14 protein-coding genes are annotated in these 15590 nt (G+C 54.3%); 7 read left to right on the forward strand and 7 right to left on the reverse strand.

What is annotated here, in order from left to right:
* Positions 1-128 precede the first annotated feature (128 nt).
* Positions 129-2660 (forward strand): methyl-accepting chemotaxis protein, encoded by a 2532-nt coding sequence (locus E6C51_RS08470; protein ID WP_190235648.1) that lies wholly within the window; start codon positions 129-131, stop codon positions 2658-2660.
* A 67-nt stretch (positions 2661-2727) separates the two neighbouring features.
* Here the strand turns inward: E6C51_RS08470 and ftrA are convergent, their stop codons facing one another.
* Positions 2728-3696, reverse strand: coding sequence for a transcriptional regulator FtrA (ftrA, locus tag E6C51_RS08475; RefSeq protein ID WP_230987135.1), 969 nt, complete (start codon positions 3694-3696; stop codon positions 2728-2730).
* 82 nt (positions 3697-3778) lie between these two features.
* Here ftrA and E6C51_RS08480 point away from each other — a divergent pair, with 82 nt between their 5' ends.
* Together E6C51_RS08480 and E6C51_RS20250 are read left to right on the forward strand one after the other, a co-directional pair.
* Positions 3779-4180, forward strand: coding sequence for a rhodanese-like domain-containing protein (locus E6C51_RS08480; RefSeq protein WP_146931743.1), 402 nt, complete (start codon positions 3779-3781; stop codon positions 4178-4180).
* A 253-nt stretch (positions 4181-4433) separates the two neighbouring features.
* Positions 4434-6227 carry a methyl-accepting chemotaxis protein gene (locus tag E6C51_RS20250; protein ID WP_190235650.1) on the forward strand — a complete coding sequence of 598 codons (1794 nt, stop codon included), beginning with the start codon at positions 4434-4436 and terminating at the stop codon, positions 6225-6227.
* Between the two features lie 356 nt (positions 6228-6583).
* On the opposite strand, the gene E6C51_RS08490 is transcribed toward E6C51_RS20250, so the two are convergent.
* The 6 genes from E6C51_RS08490 to aceA form a co-directional block, all read right to left on the reverse strand.
* A complete protein-coding gene (locus tag E6C51_RS08490) occupies positions 6584-7180 on the reverse strand; it encodes a Swt1 family HEPN domain-containing protein (protein ID WP_190235651.1) in 597 nt (198 codons plus the stop codon).
* A complete protein-coding gene (locus E6C51_RS08495; protein ID WP_190235652.1) occupies positions 7170-7796 on the reverse strand; it encodes a DUF5343 domain-containing protein in 627 nt (208 codons plus the stop codon). The genes E6C51_RS08490 and E6C51_RS08495 overlap by 11 nt, the downstream gene beginning before the upstream one ends.
* Before the next feature lie 206 nt (positions 7797-8002).
* Positions 8003-8635, reverse strand: coding sequence for a CatB-related O-acetyltransferase (locus tag E6C51_RS08500; protein ID WP_190235653.1), 633 nt, complete (start codon positions 8633-8635; stop codon positions 8003-8005).
* A 125-nt stretch (positions 8636-8760) separates the two neighbouring features.
* On the reverse strand, positions 8761-9021 hold the full coding sequence (locus E6C51_RS08505; RefSeq protein ID WP_190235654.1) for an SMc00767 family acetate metabolism repressor: 261 nt from the start codon (positions 9019-9021) through the stop codon (positions 8761-8763).
* Between the two features lie 47 nt (positions 9022-9068).
* Positions 9069-9191: a hypothetical protein gene (locus E6C51_RS20210; RefSeq protein WP_269141821.1), complete on the reverse strand. Its 123-nt coding sequence runs from the start codon at positions 9189-9191 to the stop codon at positions 9069-9071.
* Positions 9163-10452, reverse strand: a complete 1290-nt coding sequence (aceA, locus tag E6C51_RS08510) for an isocitrate lyase (RefSeq protein ID WP_190235655.1) — start codon at positions 10450-10452, stop codon at positions 9163-9165. Before aceA ends, E6C51_RS20210 begins: the two co-directional genes overlap by 29 nt.
* A gap of 245 nt (positions 10453-10697) precedes the next feature.
* Here aceA and E6C51_RS08515 point away from each other — a divergent pair, with 245 nt between their 5' ends.
* The 4 genes from E6C51_RS08515 (at position 10698) to E6C51_RS08530 (ending at position 15581) form a co-directional block, all read left to right on the forward strand.
* The gene (locus E6C51_RS08515) at positions 10698-12104 is read left to right on the forward strand and encodes a helix-turn-helix domain-containing protein (RefSeq protein ID WP_190235656.1); all 1407 of its coding nucleotides are present in this window, start codon (positions 10698-10700) and stop codon (positions 12102-12104) included.
* 159 nt (positions 12105-12263) lie between these two features.
* On the forward strand, positions 12264-13364 hold the full coding sequence (locus tag E6C51_RS08520) for a polyamine ABC transporter substrate-binding protein (RefSeq protein ID WP_146931725.1): 1101 nt from the start codon (positions 12264-12266) through the stop codon (positions 13362-13364).
* Between the two features lie 167 nt (positions 13365-13531).
* A complete protein-coding gene (locus E6C51_RS08525) occupies positions 13532-14671 on the forward strand; it encodes an ABC transporter ATP-binding protein (protein ID WP_190235657.1) in 1140 nt (379 codons plus the stop codon).
* Between the two features lie 4 nt (positions 14672-14675).
* Positions 14676-15581 carry an ABC transporter permease subunit gene (locus E6C51_RS08530; protein ID WP_190235658.1) on the forward strand — a complete coding sequence of 302 codons (906 nt, stop codon included), beginning with the start codon at positions 14676-14678 and terminating at the stop codon, positions 15579-15581.
* The last annotated feature ends 9 nt before the right edge of the window (positions 15582-15590 follow it).

Consider the following 15590-nt stretch of genomic DNA (forward strand, 5'->3'; position numbering starts at 1 on the left):
GCTTTATCCCTCTAAATCTAGGGAAGCTCTTTAGACTTTTTTTAGGTGCATATGCGACAAATTAGAGGCGGAATATTGTTTTTATTTAAGTAATATACGTTTCGCCACAATGTCTGTGGGGTACTGCTATGTTTTTTGATCGTCTTCTGTCTCGCTGGAATATTCAGACGAAAGTTCTGGTTTTCATTGTGCCTTTTGTTTTGAGCATCAGCACGGTCGGGCTTGCGGGGTTTTACGCCTCCCGTATTCTGCAAAATCAGATGGAAGTGTCCAAGACTGTCGTTGAGACATTGGGCGGTTTCAAAAACGTCTATGCCGCCATGACTGAATTTCTCCAGCGCACGACAGCGGAGAATAAATCGGCGCTGGACAGCAAGATCAGTGACCAGCTTGGCCAATTGAAAGCCGCGCGCGCAAATCTTGACGACGGCGATGGCCGCACACAGATTGATGCTGCCATTGCCGGAACCGAGGCCATTGCAAGCCGCGTAGATCAATTGTGGAAGCTCAACCACGATGAGCTGGAGTTGCGCACCACAATCGAGACGCAGACCGACCAGCTTGCAACACAGAAAAACGATTTGCTGGCCTTTGCCACCAAGCTGCGCGAGTCGCTGGCGGGGGATGAGAGCAAGGCCAAGACCATGCTGTTCCAGTCTGAAGAATTGATCAAGGGGGCCGACTTCATCTCGGAAGTGGTGGCCAGTTTCAATTCCGCAGAAACGCCCGATGCAAAAATGGCTGGCCTCAAGAGCCAGATGAATGAGTTGAAGGCTGTGGGGGCCTATATTGTCGCCGATTTGCCGTATAGCCGCAAAAACATCGGTGATATGCTGACGGAAAACATCAAGCAATTGGCTGGGCTGGTCGAGCAGGGTGATGCCTCTGACGCCACCATGGCCTCTATTGATCAAACCATCAACCTGTTGCGGCCGGTGTCGGTGCGCTTGCAGGGCGCAACCATTATCAAGGCGCGCGAAGCGTCCAAGCTGTTTGTGTCGCTGAACCAGCCCATCGCAGAAGCAACAACGCTGTTGAACTCCACCCGCCAGACAGTGGATATTGCTGATGGTGTCGAGCTGAGAAGTTCGCGCTTTTTGGCGGCTCCTTCAGGCGAGAACATGCAGAAGCTTCAAGCTGCCCTTGGTGGCTTGGCACGTCGTGCCGATGCCAGTGCAAAAAGTTCAACCGTTCCTGCGGAACTCAAGGCCAAATTGACAGCCATCAGTCCATTGACGCAAGCGATGGGCGAGAATGCGAGAAAACTGACTGCCATTACCACCAGCCGTATTAACGCCTTTCAGTTGGCCTCAGCCGATATCAATTCGATCTGGTCGAAATTGACCGATTTTGCCGCATCCCGGCAGCAGGCCGCCGAGCTTGATCGTCAATCTGCAAACACGTTCTCTGTAACTGCCACGCTGATCGGTCTTCTCGTTGCGGTGATTGCTGCTTTTGGTCTGATCTCGACCTTCAAGGGGCCTTTGACCCGCATCACCAACGCCATGCGCCAACTGGCGTCTGGCGATCTCGAGGTGGTGGTTGAAGGCGGCAAGCGTCCCGATGAAATTGGCGATATGGCGAGGGCACTCGGCGTGTTTAAAGACAATGCTGTTGCCAAAATTCGTGCGGAGGCCGAGGGCGAACAGATGCGTGCCGAAAGTGAGGCAGAGCGCGCCCGCAATGATGCCGAAAAGCAGAAGGCAGAGCAGGATGTGCAATTTGCTGTGGCAGAGCTGGCGTCGGGGCTGGAGCGTTTGGCCAATGGTGACGTTTCCAACACGCTGGATCGTCCGTTTGCAGGCCAGATGGATCAGTTGCGCTCCGACTTTAACCGCTCGCTGAATCGGCTCAAAGAAACCATTAGCCTCATTCAGGGCAATGTCACCGCCATTCAAGGCAATGTGCAGCAGATGGCATCCTCGACCGATGATCTGTCGCGCCGCACTGAAACACAGGCCGCATCGCTGGAAGAAACCGCCGCTGCCGTGAACGAAGTCACCTCCAACGTCCGTCAGGCCGCGGAGAAGGCGCGCGAGGTTAATGCCATTGTTGGCGAAACCCGCGTCAATGCCGAGAAATCGGCAGTGGTGGTGGGCAACGCCGTTTCGGCCATGGGCCGCATTGAAGATGCGTCCAAGAAGATCGAGCAGATCATTAGCGTGATTGAGGAAATCGCCTTCCAGACCAATCTTTTGGCACTCAACGCAGGCGTTGAGGCGGCCCGCGCTGGTGAAGCTGGCAAGGGCTTTGCGGTGGTTGCCCAGGAAGTGCGTGAACTTGCGCAACGCTCTGGCAATGCTGCAAAGGACATCAAGACGCTGATCACCACATCATCGGAAGAAGTCAACGCGGGCTCCAAGCTGGTGCAAGAAACCGGGGCGGCACTGACCGTGATCAGCCAGCAGATTGCTACCATCAGCGCCCATGTGGAAGGCATTGCCAGCGCCAGCCGCGACCAATCGGCAGCGCTTGGCGAAGTCAACGGTGCCGTTGGCCAGATGGACAGCCTGACCCAGCAAAACGCTGCCATGGTGGAAGAAACCTCTGCTGCCAGCCGCCAGCTGGCCGACGAGGCCGACCAGCTTGTCAGCCTGTTGCAACAGTTCCGCATCGACGATGTGCCGCAGCAGATCACGCGGCGGGAATGGGCGGCTTAACCACGCCTTTATCGCAAAGCTTGAACGCCCTTGTGACGTCTCACAAGGGCGTTTTTGTTGCAATTGCTTATGACTGTTCGGCGATGAAGCGGGCGCGATAATCGCTGGGGCTGATGCCAATTTTCTGGCGAAAATGATGGCGCAGCGTGTGGGCTGTGCCGAAGCCACAGGCCTGCGCAATGCTCTCGATATCGGCCTGTTTTTGGCAGAGCAGGCGCTTGGCCTCAACAAGGCGCTCGTCAATAAGCCAGTTTCCGGGTGTCTGCCCGGTGGCTTCAGAAAAGCGCCGCAGAAAGGTGCGCAATCCCATGCGACATTCCAAGGCCATGCGCTCTACGCTCCAATCAGCGTTGAGGCTGGTGCGGATTGTTTCCAGCAGCGGCGCAATGGTTGCTCCCTCCCGGATCGCCACCGGACGCTCCAGAAACTGAGCCTGTCCGCCATCACGATGGGCGGGAATCACCAGCCGACGTGCCACGGAATTGGCCGCCACGGCCCCAAAATCCTGCCGGACAATATCGATCATCAGATCGATCCCCGCCGCGCTGCCCGCCGAGGTATAAATGCGGTTATGGGCGCGATAAAGCGAGGCATCATCCACCGTAATATCGGGATGGGCCTGCCGTAATTTATCAGAGTAACGCCAATGGGTGGTGGCCGTGCCGCCCGACAACAGCCCGGTGGCCGCCAGCACAAAAGCCCCGGAGCAGATCGAGGCCAGCCGCGCTCCGCGCTGGTGGGCGGCGCGAAGCCGCTGACACAAGGCTTCCGGCACAGGCACATCGGCTCCCTTCCAGCCGGGAACAACAATCAGATCGGCCTGTTCGATCAGTTCCGGGCCGCTATCGGCCATGATCACAAAGCCGCCATGCGCCCGCATCGGCCCTTCATCCACGGCGCAACTGGCAAAGCGATACCAGTTTGGCCCCATCTCTGGCCGGGGCAGGCCAAAAATCTCGGCAGTGATGCCGAATTCAAAGGTGCACAGCCCATCATACAGCAGGGCGACAACAAGAGGACCAGTCAGTTTTGTCATGATTTGTACGTATATCGTCATTCATGACAATTGCAAAGCGGGCGTGTTTATTGCGAGAAAATGGGTGAAAGGAGAATATCTCATGACCTCATCTGTCACCGCAATTCCACCCGCCGATAGCGCTCTCGCCCGCGCCCATTTTGCCGCAGAGTTTACCTTTGAAACCGATTGCTGGGATGTGCATGATGCACTGGAAAAGGGCGCAGATTTCGTGCTGCTCGATGTCCGCAGCCCCGCGCTCTTTGCCAAGGGCCATATCCCGGGAGCCATAAATTTGCCGCACGGCAAAATCGTCCGCTCCAAAATGGCGGCATGGCCGGAAGAGACGATTTTCATCACCTATTGCGCCGGACCCCATTGCAATGGTGCCGCCCGTGGTGCGCTGCGCCTTGCCCAGCTCGACCGCCCCGTCAAAATCATGGCAGGCGGCATCACCGGCTGGCTGGATGAAGGGTTTGAACTTGCCACAGATGCTGCACCATGAACGGCCTACTGCATAATTCCTTAAATCGGAATCGATTTAAGGTGAAAATTATGCAGCAGATTAAAAGTGTTACAGCGTCCTTTGTGCGCCATATTTGGTGAGAGGCGCTGTAACTGGCGGAGGTGATCCGCCAGCCCCTCGCTTGCAAAGGAATGCCCTTATAGCGGGAAATGACAAATGATAAGTGTCTTAAATAGATGTTTAACGCTTCCCTCATATTCTCACGGCGACGTCACTCTTTGGGATCTGGTCCATGCTTCGCTTGCCTTTTGTCAATTCGCTTGCCGCATCGCATTACAACGCCATTTCGCGTTCTCATGCTATTGTCTGGTTCAGCCCAGATGGCACCGTGCAAGGTGCGAATGATAATTTCTGCAAAGTGATGGGCTATACTGCTCACGACATTGTTGGCAAACATCACCGGATGTTTGTCGAGAAGGCGGTGGTTGATACGCCTGAATATGGCATGTTCTGGCGTGATCTGGCAGCGGGCAAGGCCAATCGCGGTCAGTTCCGGCGCATCAGCAAGAGTGGCGATGACATCTGGATCGAAGCCTCTTATGATCCGATCGTCGAAAACGGCAAGGTTGTGGGTGTTGTCAAAATCGCAGCCGATATTACCACCACCAAGATTGCCTCACTGCACAATGAAAATATCCTGCGCGCCCTGGAGCGTTCTGTTGCGGTGATTGAGTTCGATCCCGAGGGCGTGGCGCTTGAGGTCAATTCGGCTTTTTGCAAGGCCATGGGCTACGAGCGCAACGAAATTCTGGGGCAAAAACATCGCATGTTCTGCGATGCGGATTATGTTCGCTCCCAAGACTATGAGGACTTTTGGAAGCGGCTGCGCGCCGGTGAATTTTTTGCCGATACCTATAAGCGCGTTGGAAAAGGCGGCAAAGAGGTCTGGATTCAGGCCACCTACAATCCCGTGTTTTCATCGCGCGGCGTGGTTTATCGCATTGTGAAATTCGCAACCGATGTGACCGAGCGCATGAAGGCGGTGGGCATGTTGAGCGGCGCCATTGGTCAACTTGCCGATGGTAATCTCACCTCACAACTGGTTGTCGAGCTCGATCACTCGATGGAGAGCACGCGAAAAGATTTCAACAGTGCCGTTGCCAAGCTGGACCGGGTGGTGGGAGAGATTGCCGGAGCCTCAAAGGAATTTGCGCTGACCGCCCGTGAATTGCTCGATAACTCTGGCTCAATTGCCAAGCGCACAGAACAACAGGCGGCAGCGTTGGAAGAGACAGCCGCAGCGTTGGAAGAGATCACCCAGACAGTCAATGATTCCAGCCGCCGGGCCTCTGAAGCCGGTGAACTTGTGCGGCAAACGCGCCAGTCGGCGGAAGAATCCGGCCGGGTTGTGTCTGATGCGGTTGCTGCCATGGGCCAAATCGAAAATTCTTCAACGGAAATTTCCTCGATTATCAGCGTTATCGACGAGATTGCCTTCCAGACCAATCTTTTGGCCCTGAATGCCGGTGTGGAAGCGGCGCGTGCAGGCGAGGCAGGCAAGGGCTTTGCTGTTGTGGCGCAGGAAGTGCGCGAACTGGCCCAGCGCTCGGCCAAGGCCGCCAAGGAAATCAAGGATTTGATCACCACATCCTCCGCGCAAGTCAAGGCGGGAGTTGATCTCGTGGGACGGACCGGCACAGCCTTGAAGGAAATTGTCGGGCGCGTGCAGGAGATTGACAGCAACGTATCAGCCATCGTTGAGGCCAGCCGCGAACAATCAATCGGAATCAAGGAAATCGGTCAGGCCATCACCCAGCTGGATCAAGGCACGCAGCAAAATGCGGCCAGCGTGGAAGAACAAAATGCCGCGAGCCACCAGCTCTCGGACCGCGCAGAAACCCTCGCAACCCTGATCGGCCAGTTCCGAACCTCCGGCTCCCACACATCCGCCGCCCCCGTCCGCACCCAGCCACAACCAGCCTACAACACCAAACCCGCAACACCCGCCCCGGCTCCCCGCCAAGCGGTGCCTGCGAAGAAAATGGTGGCAGGTGGCAACAGTGGCGCGAGTTGGGAAGAGTTTTGATTGATCGTTTGCGGCCTTTGCCCTCTGGAGTGATCCACCGGATCTCTCCAGAGGGTTTGTCGTAATGTCATCTCGTCTGTTTGGAATCGGGGTGCCAACCGGCTTTGTTAGGGAGTTGGTGGTGTCGGGTGGTCGAAAGTAAGCTTCACCGTGACGTGATATTGTCCGATACGGGCGTTCCTATCTGCCGTTCACTCCCCCCTCTGTCCTGCCGGACATCCCCAACATCGGAAATCTCTAGCTATCCAATGTATATGGGCTGGTGCTCCCGTCCGATCTCCACACCTGTGGGGGAGTTGCCCGGCAGGGCAGGAGGGGGGTGATTTGGTCAAATGGTTTTGTGTCGGATTTTCTTTTCACTTCTCCATTAGCCTAAACCAATCCCGTACAGTTAATCTCAGTCGGACCTCTTCGTCTTCTGCAAGAGGGCAGCAGTGAGCAATTGGATTTCGTAGGGCATTGAGACTGGCAAAAACTTTCTCTATCGCCTTCTTGCTGTTGAAAATGGACCCAAATATACTCCAATTCGAGGTGATTATTACTGATAGTTCGCCAAACGTTGTGTAATCTAACGGCTCTTGAGAGCGTCGGCTAACTCCAGCATCCAGCTCTTTTTTGATGCGCAGGGTAACATCATTTCTTGTGGCTTCAGGTACTTTTTCGTTCCACCAGTCAGAAATTGATAAGTCTGCCTCAAAAGTTTCAGTTACCAGACGGCGTATCGAGGTCTCCAAGCTATAAAAAATCTCATAATGTTTAGACATCCTAGCGCCTTCTGCGCGAAGATCAGCGTCGAGTTGAGGGTAGTATTCGTTTTCGACATTTTCTGTAATTTTAGGAAGGTGTCCAATTTCGATGTCAAATTTTTTTTCGATGGAGGACAAGTCTTCGGCAATCATCTGATTTGTCATGCCAAACGACTTGATTTTATCTAACGCTTCTCTATTCGCCATTTAGCAGGTGCTCTCGTAAGCTTCGGAAGATTGCATTGAACACGGCTTGGTCAGTGGTAGCTGGAAGATTTAGGTTTATTGTGTATGAGAGATTCAGTCCTAGGCTGCGATCTTGGGTTGGTGGTTGTGAGTATGGTGTATTAGAAAACGGTTCGGCCTCCTGAACCAGATCAGGAGATTTATGTGCGATATTGAAATCCGCAAAGATTTTTAGGTTTTTAAATGTCGCGACCGTCAACTTTGCGACAGGGCTATCAGCCGCAGCACCTGTGACTTGGCACACAAGTGATTGCAGATCTATGTCGTTCATATCGTAACAATATTCGTTAACATCAAACATCTCACGGTAGCCCGCTTTAATTGCTTCCGCGATAGCTGCTCCAGCAGTTTTAGAGTTTCGAAATTTATGGTAGAGCGGCGATGGTGACCCGTCTGAATTCACCAATCCGATTTTTTTTAAAAATGGTGGGATTGCGGTACCTGTTCCGCCTTTAATTTGAAGTTTTGTTTTAATGAACTCTTGTGTGACTCTTTCGGGAGTAGCAGCTGTTTTAATTTTTTCGAGTGCTATTTTGATTGAGCCTGGGCTGGCGAGGTACGGAAGGTTGGCAGCCATAATACTAACTTCCTTTAGGTGGGACTGATGCACGTCTAGGCCGCATTAAGCCTCCCTTGAGTGTTTTATTCAAGTATCTCGCCGCCATGCAAATACTCAATATTTCTCAATCGAGATAACATTGATTCAATCATCATGATTTTCTCGTGCGTTTGCAATCGTGGGCTATAAAAATAGCTCCACATCGGAGGTTCTTTGCTCTTGCCTCAAGCTCGTCTCAGCCCAGCCAAATCACTCGCCTCAAGCGCCGTTAAATTGGCCTCAATCTTTTCAACGGGCCAATCCCACCACGCTAGGGCCAGAAGCTCGGCAATCACCTCGTCCGGGTATCGCATCCGGATCAAACGGGCAGGATTTCCACCCACCACCGTGTAAGCTGGTACATCGCGAGCAACCACCGCGTTGGCACCGATGATGGCTCCATGGCCAATGGTGACGCCGGGCATGATGGCGGCGTTGTGGCCGATCCAGACATCGTGGCCGACCACCGTGTCTTTCACAGGCAAGTCTTTGTAACCAAACGTCTCTGGCTTGAAAATGCGAAAGGGATAGGTGGTGAAACCGCTCATCGGGTGGTTGGCGGAACTGGTGATGAAATAGCAGCCCCTGGCAATCTGGGCGAATTTGCCGATGATCAGCCGTTCGCGGCAGCCATGGCCCAGATAGGGTGCAAGGATTTGCGCGGTGTCTTCTAATTTGCCGGAATGGGTAAAGTAGCTGAACTCACCAATCTCCATGCGGGGATGATCGATGACATTCTTGAGATACACCGTATCGCGATAGATCGTGCCGTCAGGCAGCGTGATGGGATGGATCGCAGTCGCGTCGAGAAGGGGCATCCGAAAACCTGTTGCTGGAACTGCACAGATTTTGAGAATACCGGACTTGGCTTCGAGCGCAACCATTTGTGGCGCAAACAAAAATAGCCCGGCCTCCCAGCCGGGCTATCCTCCCACGTCGCCCCTCAGGCTGCCTTAACACCTTCCGCCGCAATCCCTTGCGTCACCACAACGGGGATCAACAAATCCCCCCAGTTGCCGTCGCCGCCGTGGTGGCGGGCGGAGCGGACGAGTTCCACGGAAACGCCAGCTTCAACCGCTTTCATCACGGAATGGTTCAGCCGGTGCAGGTCATTGGCCAGCATGCGGATCATGGCTTGTTGATCGGCGCTCATGCTGGTGGCTTGCTCTTCGGCACGTTCTTTAACGCGGGTCTGTGGGGTCATGGTCTTTCTCCTCTTATCTTGGGGGTTCTTGAAGGGGTACCCTCCCGTTATCGGGAGGGGATTGCTTTGAGCGCGGCCATCAGGTGCGGCTGAAGGCTGTATGCGGCGGTGGAACTGAAGATCAGCGCAAGCGCCCAAAACTCATTCAGCAGCAGGGCGGAACTGGTCATGTTCGGTCGATTCCTTCATGGCCGTGGTGGAAGACTTGCCGCCCGAGATTGCCATGGAGACGGCATCGAAATAGCCGGTGCCAACCTCGCGCTGGTGTTTGGTGGCGGTGTAGCCATTGGCTTCCGATGCAAATTCGGCCTCTTGCAGCTCGGAGTAAGCGGCCATCTGCCGGTCTTTATAGCCCCGTGCCAGTTCAAACATGCCGTGGTTGAGCTGATGAAAGCCCGCCAGCGTGATAAACTGGAATTTATAGCCCATCGCACCCAGCTCGCGCTGGTATTTGGCAATGGTTGCGTCATCGAGGTTCTTTTTCCAGTTGAACGACGGTGAGCAATTGTAAGCCAGCTTCTTACCCGGATGCACCTTATGCACGGCTTCGGCAAACTTGCGGGCCTGTTCCAGATCGGGCTTGGAGGTTTCCATCCAGATCATGTCGCAATAGGGCGCGTAAGCAATGGCGCGGGCAATGCAAGGCTCAATGCCGTTTTTGACCTGATAAAAGCCCTCTGTGGTGCGGCCTGCATTGTAATCGACAAAAGGCTGATCGCGCTCGTCAATATCTGAGGTCAACAGTTTTGCCGCTTCAGCATCGGTGCGGGCAATGATTAGCGTCGGTGTGCCCATCACGTCGGCGGCAAGACGAGCCGCACTCAGGTTGCGGATGTGGGCTGCCGTCGGGATCAAAACCTTGCCGCCCAGATGGCCGCATTTCTTTTCAGACGCCAGCTGGTCCTCATAGTGTACGCCCGCTGCACCCGCTTCAATGAAGGCCTTCATGATTTCGAAAGCGTTCAAGGGGCCGCCAAAACCGGCTTCAGCATCGGCTACAATTGGTGCAAACCAGGTGTCAACGGAAAGGCCCTTGCCTTCCTGCGTTTCAATCTGGTCGGCGCGCTGCAAGGTCTTGTTGATGCGCTTTGCCAGCTCCGGCGCGGCATTGGCCGGGTAGAGCGATTGGTCGGGATACATAGACGATGCCGTGTTGGCATCGGCAGCCACCTGCCAGCCAGAAAGGTAGATGGCCTTGAGGCCAGCGCGTACCATCTGCATGGCCTGATTGCCGGAGAGCGCGCCCAGCGCGTTGACGAAGCCATCTTCATTGATCAACTGCCACAGGCGGTTGGCTCCCATTTCGGCCAGCGTATAACGGATTTCCACAGAGCCGCGCAGGCGCTTGACATCCTCCGCCGTGTAATTGCGCTCAATGCCGTCAAAACGGCCCTTGGGGGCGGTGGGGATGATGTTGTAAAAATCAGTCATAGTCCTATCCTCCTGGGTATCATGGTCTGGCGGCATCGGTGCTTTGCGCTGTGTAATGCCGTTTGCCTCTGTGACTTGTTTTACAATGCACCGCGAAAAACCGAAAGAAAAATGCGCAATTGCGGCCTTTGAAAGAGGTTAGGGTGTCTTGTCTTTCACAAAGAGACGATGTAAATTTGTAAAAATTGTAAATGTGTGGATGTCGTCGTTAGAAATGGTGTCCTGTCAATTTTTGTGGGGGCATGATGGTTGAGCATAAGATTTTTGCCGGTCCCAAGGTGCGCCGCATCCGCAATGGTCTGGGTGTTACCCAGACGGCCATGGCCGAAGCGCTGGGCATTTCGCCGTCCTACCTCAACCTGATAGAGCGCAATCAGCGGCCTCTCACCGTGCAGCTTTTGCTCAAATTGTCGTCTGTGTACAAAGTGGATCTGGAAGAGCTGCAAAGCGATGGTGCCGGGGCTGCCCCCCTGCGTGAGGTGTTTTCCGACCCGCTGCTGTCGGGCGAAATTCCCGGTGATCAGGAGTTGGTAGAGCTGGCGCAGGCCGCGCCCAATGCCGCAAGCGGGGTGGTGAAACTCTACCGGGCCTATCGCGAGCAAACCAAGCGCCTGTCTGAACTGGCCGAGCTTTTGGCGCGCGAGGGGCATCAAACGGCGCTGGCCGGTGCACGCCTGCCGATGGATGAGGTGCGCGATGTGCTGGAGGAGCGAGCCTTTCATTTTCCCGCCATTGAGGCCGCTGCGGAAGGGTTTTATGCAAATCTGGATGTGGGTGATGATCTCGAAGGGGCGTTGAAGGGATGGCTGCGCAAACAGCATGGCATTGTGGTGCGGGCGCTGCCGGTGCATGTCATGCCCAATTTGCGCAGGCGCTATGATCGCCATTCGATGCGCCTGTTTTTGTCTGAGCGCCTGTCGCCGTTTGATCACCTGCGCGAGGTGGCCATGGAGGTCTGTCTGCTGGCCTTTGCCGATGATATTCGTTTGGAGCTTGATGCCCTGCCGCTGACCTCAAGCGAAGCCAAGCGGATTGCCCGGTTTGAACTGGCGCGCTATGCGGCACATGCGCTGATGATGCCCTATGGTACGTTTTTGGCAGCCGCCCAGCGGGCGCGCTATGATATTGATGTGCTGCGCTCGCGTTTTCGCGTGTCATTCGAGCAAGCGGCAGCGCGGCTGGTGAGCCTGCAAAGACCCGGCAGCGTCGGCATCAGTTTTTTCATGATGGAGATTGATCACGCGGGCAATATCATTCGAAGGGCTGGCGGGCAGGGTTTTCCCAAGTCCAGCTTTGGTGGGCAATGTCCGCGGCTCAACATTCACGCCACCTTTGCCCAGCCGGGGCAAATTCTGGTGGAGCCGGTGGTGATGCCGGATGGGGCGGCTTTTCTCACCCTTTCGCGCACATTGGAGGGGCCGCAAGGGGCATTTCAGGAGCGGTTGCGGCGCACGGCGGTGCTGTTGGGCTGCGATTTGGCCTTGGCCAGTGACATTGTCTATCGGGAAAGCCTGCCGAGATCGGTGGAGATTGGCCCTGCCTGCCGTCTTTGCGAGCGTCAAGGCTGTCTTTCGCGCGCAGAAGCGCCGGTAACGCGCCCATTGGGCCTGGATGAAATGACGGCTGGCCTCAGCGCTTTTGATTTTCAATAACGGGTTTTCGATTGCTCTTTAAGTCCGATTTTGGTGATGAAATGGGCTGCAATGCAATGTGATCAAATTTTACGCTTGTCGGCAGCATTTTTCCTTTCTAGTCTGTGGGAATAACGGGAACGAAAGTGCCGCAAATGCGGCTTTTAAACAGGAGATCTTATGAAATCCGCCATCCTCCGTCTGACTGCCGCCGCCGTGACGGCTTTGTTAATCGGCTCTGCGGCCAATGCCGCCGACCGCGAAGTGCATGTCTACAACTGGTCGGATTATATTGATCCCCAGATTCTCACAGATTTCACCAAGGAAACCGGCATCAAGGTTGTCTACGACGTCTTTGACAGCAATGACCTTTTGGAAACCAAGCTGCTGGCTGGTGGCTCTGGTTATGATGTTGTGGTGCCGACGGCTCCGTTTCTGGCGCGGCAGATCAAGGCTGGCGTATTTCAGAAGCTGGATAAATCCAAACTGCCCAACCTGAAAAACATGTGGCCGATGGTCATGGAGCGCCTGTCCAAATATGATCCCGGCAACCAATATGCGATCAATTACATGTGGGGCACCACGGGCATTGGCTATAATGTGAAGAAAATCAAAGAGATTTTTGGCGATGACGTGAAGGTTGATAGCTGGGATTTCATTTTCAAGCCAGAAAATGCCAAGAAGCTGCAAAAATGCGGCCTGAACATTCTTGATGCATCGGATGAAACCTTTGCCATCGCCATGAACTATATTGGTAAAAATCCTGACAGCAAGAAAACCGCTGATCTGGAGGCGGGAGCCAAGGTGTATGAAGGGATCCGTCCCTATGCCAAGACGTTCAATTCCGCAGCCTATATCAATGATCTGGCCAATGGCGACATTTGCGCCACCATCGGCTGGTCCGGTGATATTATCCAAGCCAAAAGCCGTGCAGAAGCTGCCAAGAATGGCGTTGAGATCCAATACGTGATTCCCAAGGAAGGAACCTATATGTGGTTCGATAACCTTGCGATTCCGGCAGACGCCAAAAATGTGGAAGAAGCCCATGAGTTCATCAACTATCTGATGAAGCCTGACGTGATTGCAAAGGCATCGGACTATGTGTCCTACGCCAACGGCAATCTTGCTTCGCAGCCTCTGATCAGCAAGGATGTGTTTGATAATAAATCGGTCTATCCCGATGAGGCTACGATGAAGAAGCTTTTCACCATCTCGCCTTACGATCCAAAGGCGCAGCGTGTGCTGAACCGCCTCTGGACCCAGATCAAGACTGGTAAATAAGAATGGCAGCGGGGCACCCTGCATAATTCCTGACATCGACACCGATGTCAGGAGGAAATTATGCAGAAAATCTGCGATGTTGCAGCATCCTTTGTTCGTTTTACAGAACGCCCGGTGCTGCAACTGCCCCGCTTTCAATTGTCCTGACGCGCGAGAAGGGGGGCTGAATGGCCAAGACTTTAGGACCGGTAAAACGAAAATTCTCGCCCTGGACAGATACGGCGCAGGTGCCGTTCATCCGCTTTGAAAATGTGACGAAAAGATTTGGACCATTCACGGCGGTCGATAATCTTACATTGAATATTTATGAGCGGGAGTTCTTCTCGCTGCTTGGCCCATCCGGCTGTGGCAAAACCACTTTGATGCGTATGTTGGCCGGTTTTGAAGAGCCAACCGAGGGGCGCATTTTGCTTCAAGGGCAGGATCTGGCAGGTGTTCCGCCCTATCGCCGCCCCACCAATATGATGTTTCAGTCCTACGCGCTTTTTCCGCATATGACGGTGGAAAAGAACATTGCTTTCGGTCTGGAGCAGGACAATCTGCCCAAGGCCGAAATCAAGGCAAGGGTGGAAGAAATGCTAAGGCTGGTGAAGCTGGAAAACTTTGCCAAGCGCAAGCCCAATCAGCTTTCAGGCGGTCAGCGCCAGCGCGTGGCCTTGGCGCGCTCGCTGGCCAAGCGGCCCAAAGTGCTGCTGCTGGATGAGCCATTGGGGGCGCTGGATCGCAAGCTGCGCGAGGAAACCCAATTTGAACTGATGGATATTCAGACCGAGCTGGGTTTGACGTTTTTGATCGTGACCCATGATCAGGAAGAGGCGATGACAGTGTCTGATCGCATTGCCGTGATGGACAAGGGCGAGATTGTGCAGGTGGCCGCGCCTGCCGAAATCTATGAGGCACCCAATAGCCGTTATGTTGCTGATTTTATTGGTGACATTAATATTGTCGAGGGCCGCCTTGAATGCCGGGGAGAGCAGAGTGCCGTGATCGGCACGGATTTCACCGCTGTGATTGATCAACCTTGCGATCTGGCAGATGGCGCAAGTGTCGCCTTTGCCATTCGGCCAGAGAAGGTGCGCATATCAACCGATCCACCGGCAGAAACAGTGACCAATGCGGTCTATGGCGAAGTCTGGGATATCGCCTATCTCGGTGATTTTTCGGTGTTTATCATCAAGCGAGAGGATGGTTTTGTCTTCCGTGCGGCCCAAGCCAATGTGTCGCGTCTGGTGGATCGCCCGATTACCTTTGGCGATATGGTTTGGCTTACCTGGACCGCCGATGCCGGTCTGTTGTTGACGAGGTGAGATGATGGCAGAGCCCGCTACTTCGCCCTCAACCGGATCTGCGCGGTGGTTGATCGTCATCATTCCCTATCTATGGATGGTGGTGCTGTTTCTTGCGCCCTTCTTCATCATTGTCAAAATATCGCTCTCAGATACGGCGATTGCCATGCCGCCCTACACCCCGGTGTTTGAGGGCTTTTCCAAATTGTGGGATTTTCTGTCTCAGCTTGATCTGGAAAACTTCCAGATGCTGGGTGAGGATCCGCTCTATATCGAATCCTATTTGTCGTCCTTGCGCATTGCGGCGATTTCAACCGCGCTTCTGTTGTTGATTGGCTATCCCATGGCGCTCGCCATGGCGCGGGCGCGGCAGGATCTGCGGCCAACATTGTTGATGATGGTCATTCTGCCGTTCTGGACCTCGTTTCTGATCCGGGTTTACGCATGGATCGGGATTTTGAAGCCAGAGGGCCTGTTGACCCTGCTTTTGCAAAGCCTGCATATCTATGGGCCAGACCAACAGGTGCATATATATCAAACCGACACGGCAGTGTTTATTGGTATCGTCTATTCCTATCTGCCATTCATGGTTTTGCCGCTCTATTCCGCTTTGGAAAAAATGGATGGAACGCTCTTGGAAGCCGCCAGTGATCTGGGATGCCCTCCCTGGAAAGCGTTTTGGCGCATTACCTTTCCCTTGTCTTTGCCGGGAGTGCTGGCGGGATCGATGATCTGCTTCATTCCGATTACCGGTGAATTTGTGATCCCCGATCTTTTGGGCGGTGCCGATACGCTGATGATTGGCAAAACCATGTGGACCGAGTTTTTCGGCAATCGCGATTGGCCTTTGGCGTCGGCGGTGGCGATTGTGCTGCTGGTGTTGCTGGTGGTGCCCATTGCCCTGTTCCAGAACCAGCAGAGCAAAGTGTGAGGATGGTGC

Source organism: Gillisella terrae, assembly GCF_004801395.1.
GTDB lineage: Bacteria > Pseudomonadota > Alphaproteobacteria > Rhizobiales > Rhizobiaceae > Allorhizobium > Allorhizobium terrae.

What these genes read in the sequence shown, in the direction of transcription:
- E6C51_RS08470 (WP_190235648.1), top strand. Translation starts at nt 129, where the DNA reads ATGTTTTTTGATCGTCTTCTGTCTCGCTGGAATATTCAGACGAAAGTT.
- ftrA (WP_230987135.1), bottom strand. Translation starts at nt 3,696, where the DNA reads ATGACAAAACTGACTGGTCCTCTTGTTGTCGCCCTGCTGTATGATGGG.
- E6C51_RS08480 (WP_146931743.1), top strand. Translation starts at nt 3,779, where the DNA reads ATGACCTCATCTGTCACCGCAATTCCACCCGCCGATAGCGCTCTCGCC.
- E6C51_RS20250 (WP_190235650.1), top strand. Translation starts at nt 4,434, where the DNA reads ATGCTTCGCTTGCCTTTTGTCAATTCGCTTGCCGCATCGCATTACAAC.
- E6C51_RS08490 (WP_190235651.1), bottom strand. Translation starts at nt 7,180, where the DNA reads ATGGCGAATAGAGAAGCGTTAGATAAAATCAAGTCGTTTGGCATGACA.
- E6C51_RS08495 (WP_190235652.1), bottom strand. Translation starts at nt 7,796, where the DNA reads ATGGCTGCCAACCTTCCGTACCTCGCCAGCCCAGGCTCAATCAAAATA.
- E6C51_RS08500 (WP_190235653.1), bottom strand. Translation starts at nt 8,635, where the DNA reads ATGCCCCTTCTCGACGCGACTGCGATCCATCCCATCACGCTGCCTGAC.
- E6C51_RS08505 (WP_190235654.1), bottom strand. Translation starts at nt 9,021, where the DNA reads ATGACCCCACAGACCCGCGTTAAAGAACGTGCCGAAGAGCAAGCCACC.
- E6C51_RS20210 (WP_269141821.1), bottom strand. Translation starts at nt 9,191, where the DNA reads ATGACCAGTTCCGCCCTGCTGCTGAATGAGTTTTGGGCGCTTGCGCTG.
- aceA (WP_190235655.1), bottom strand. Translation starts at nt 10,452, where the DNA reads ATGACTGATTTTTACAACATCATCCCCACCGCCCCCAAGGGCCGTTTT.
- E6C51_RS08515 (WP_190235656.1), top strand. Translation starts at nt 10,698, where the DNA reads ATGGTTGAGCATAAGATTTTTGCCGGTCCCAAGGTGCGCCGCATCCGC.
- E6C51_RS08520 (WP_146931725.1), top strand. Translation starts at nt 12,264, where the DNA reads ATGAAATCCGCCATCCTCCGTCTGACTGCCGCCGCCGTGACGGCTTTG.
- E6C51_RS08525 (WP_190235657.1), top strand. Translation starts at nt 13,532, where the DNA reads ATGGCCAAGACTTTAGGACCGGTAAAACGAAAATTCTCGCCCTGGACA.
- E6C51_RS08530 (WP_190235658.1), top strand. Translation starts at nt 14,676, where the DNA reads ATGGCAGAGCCCGCTACTTCGCCCTCAACCGGATCTGCGCGGTGGTTG.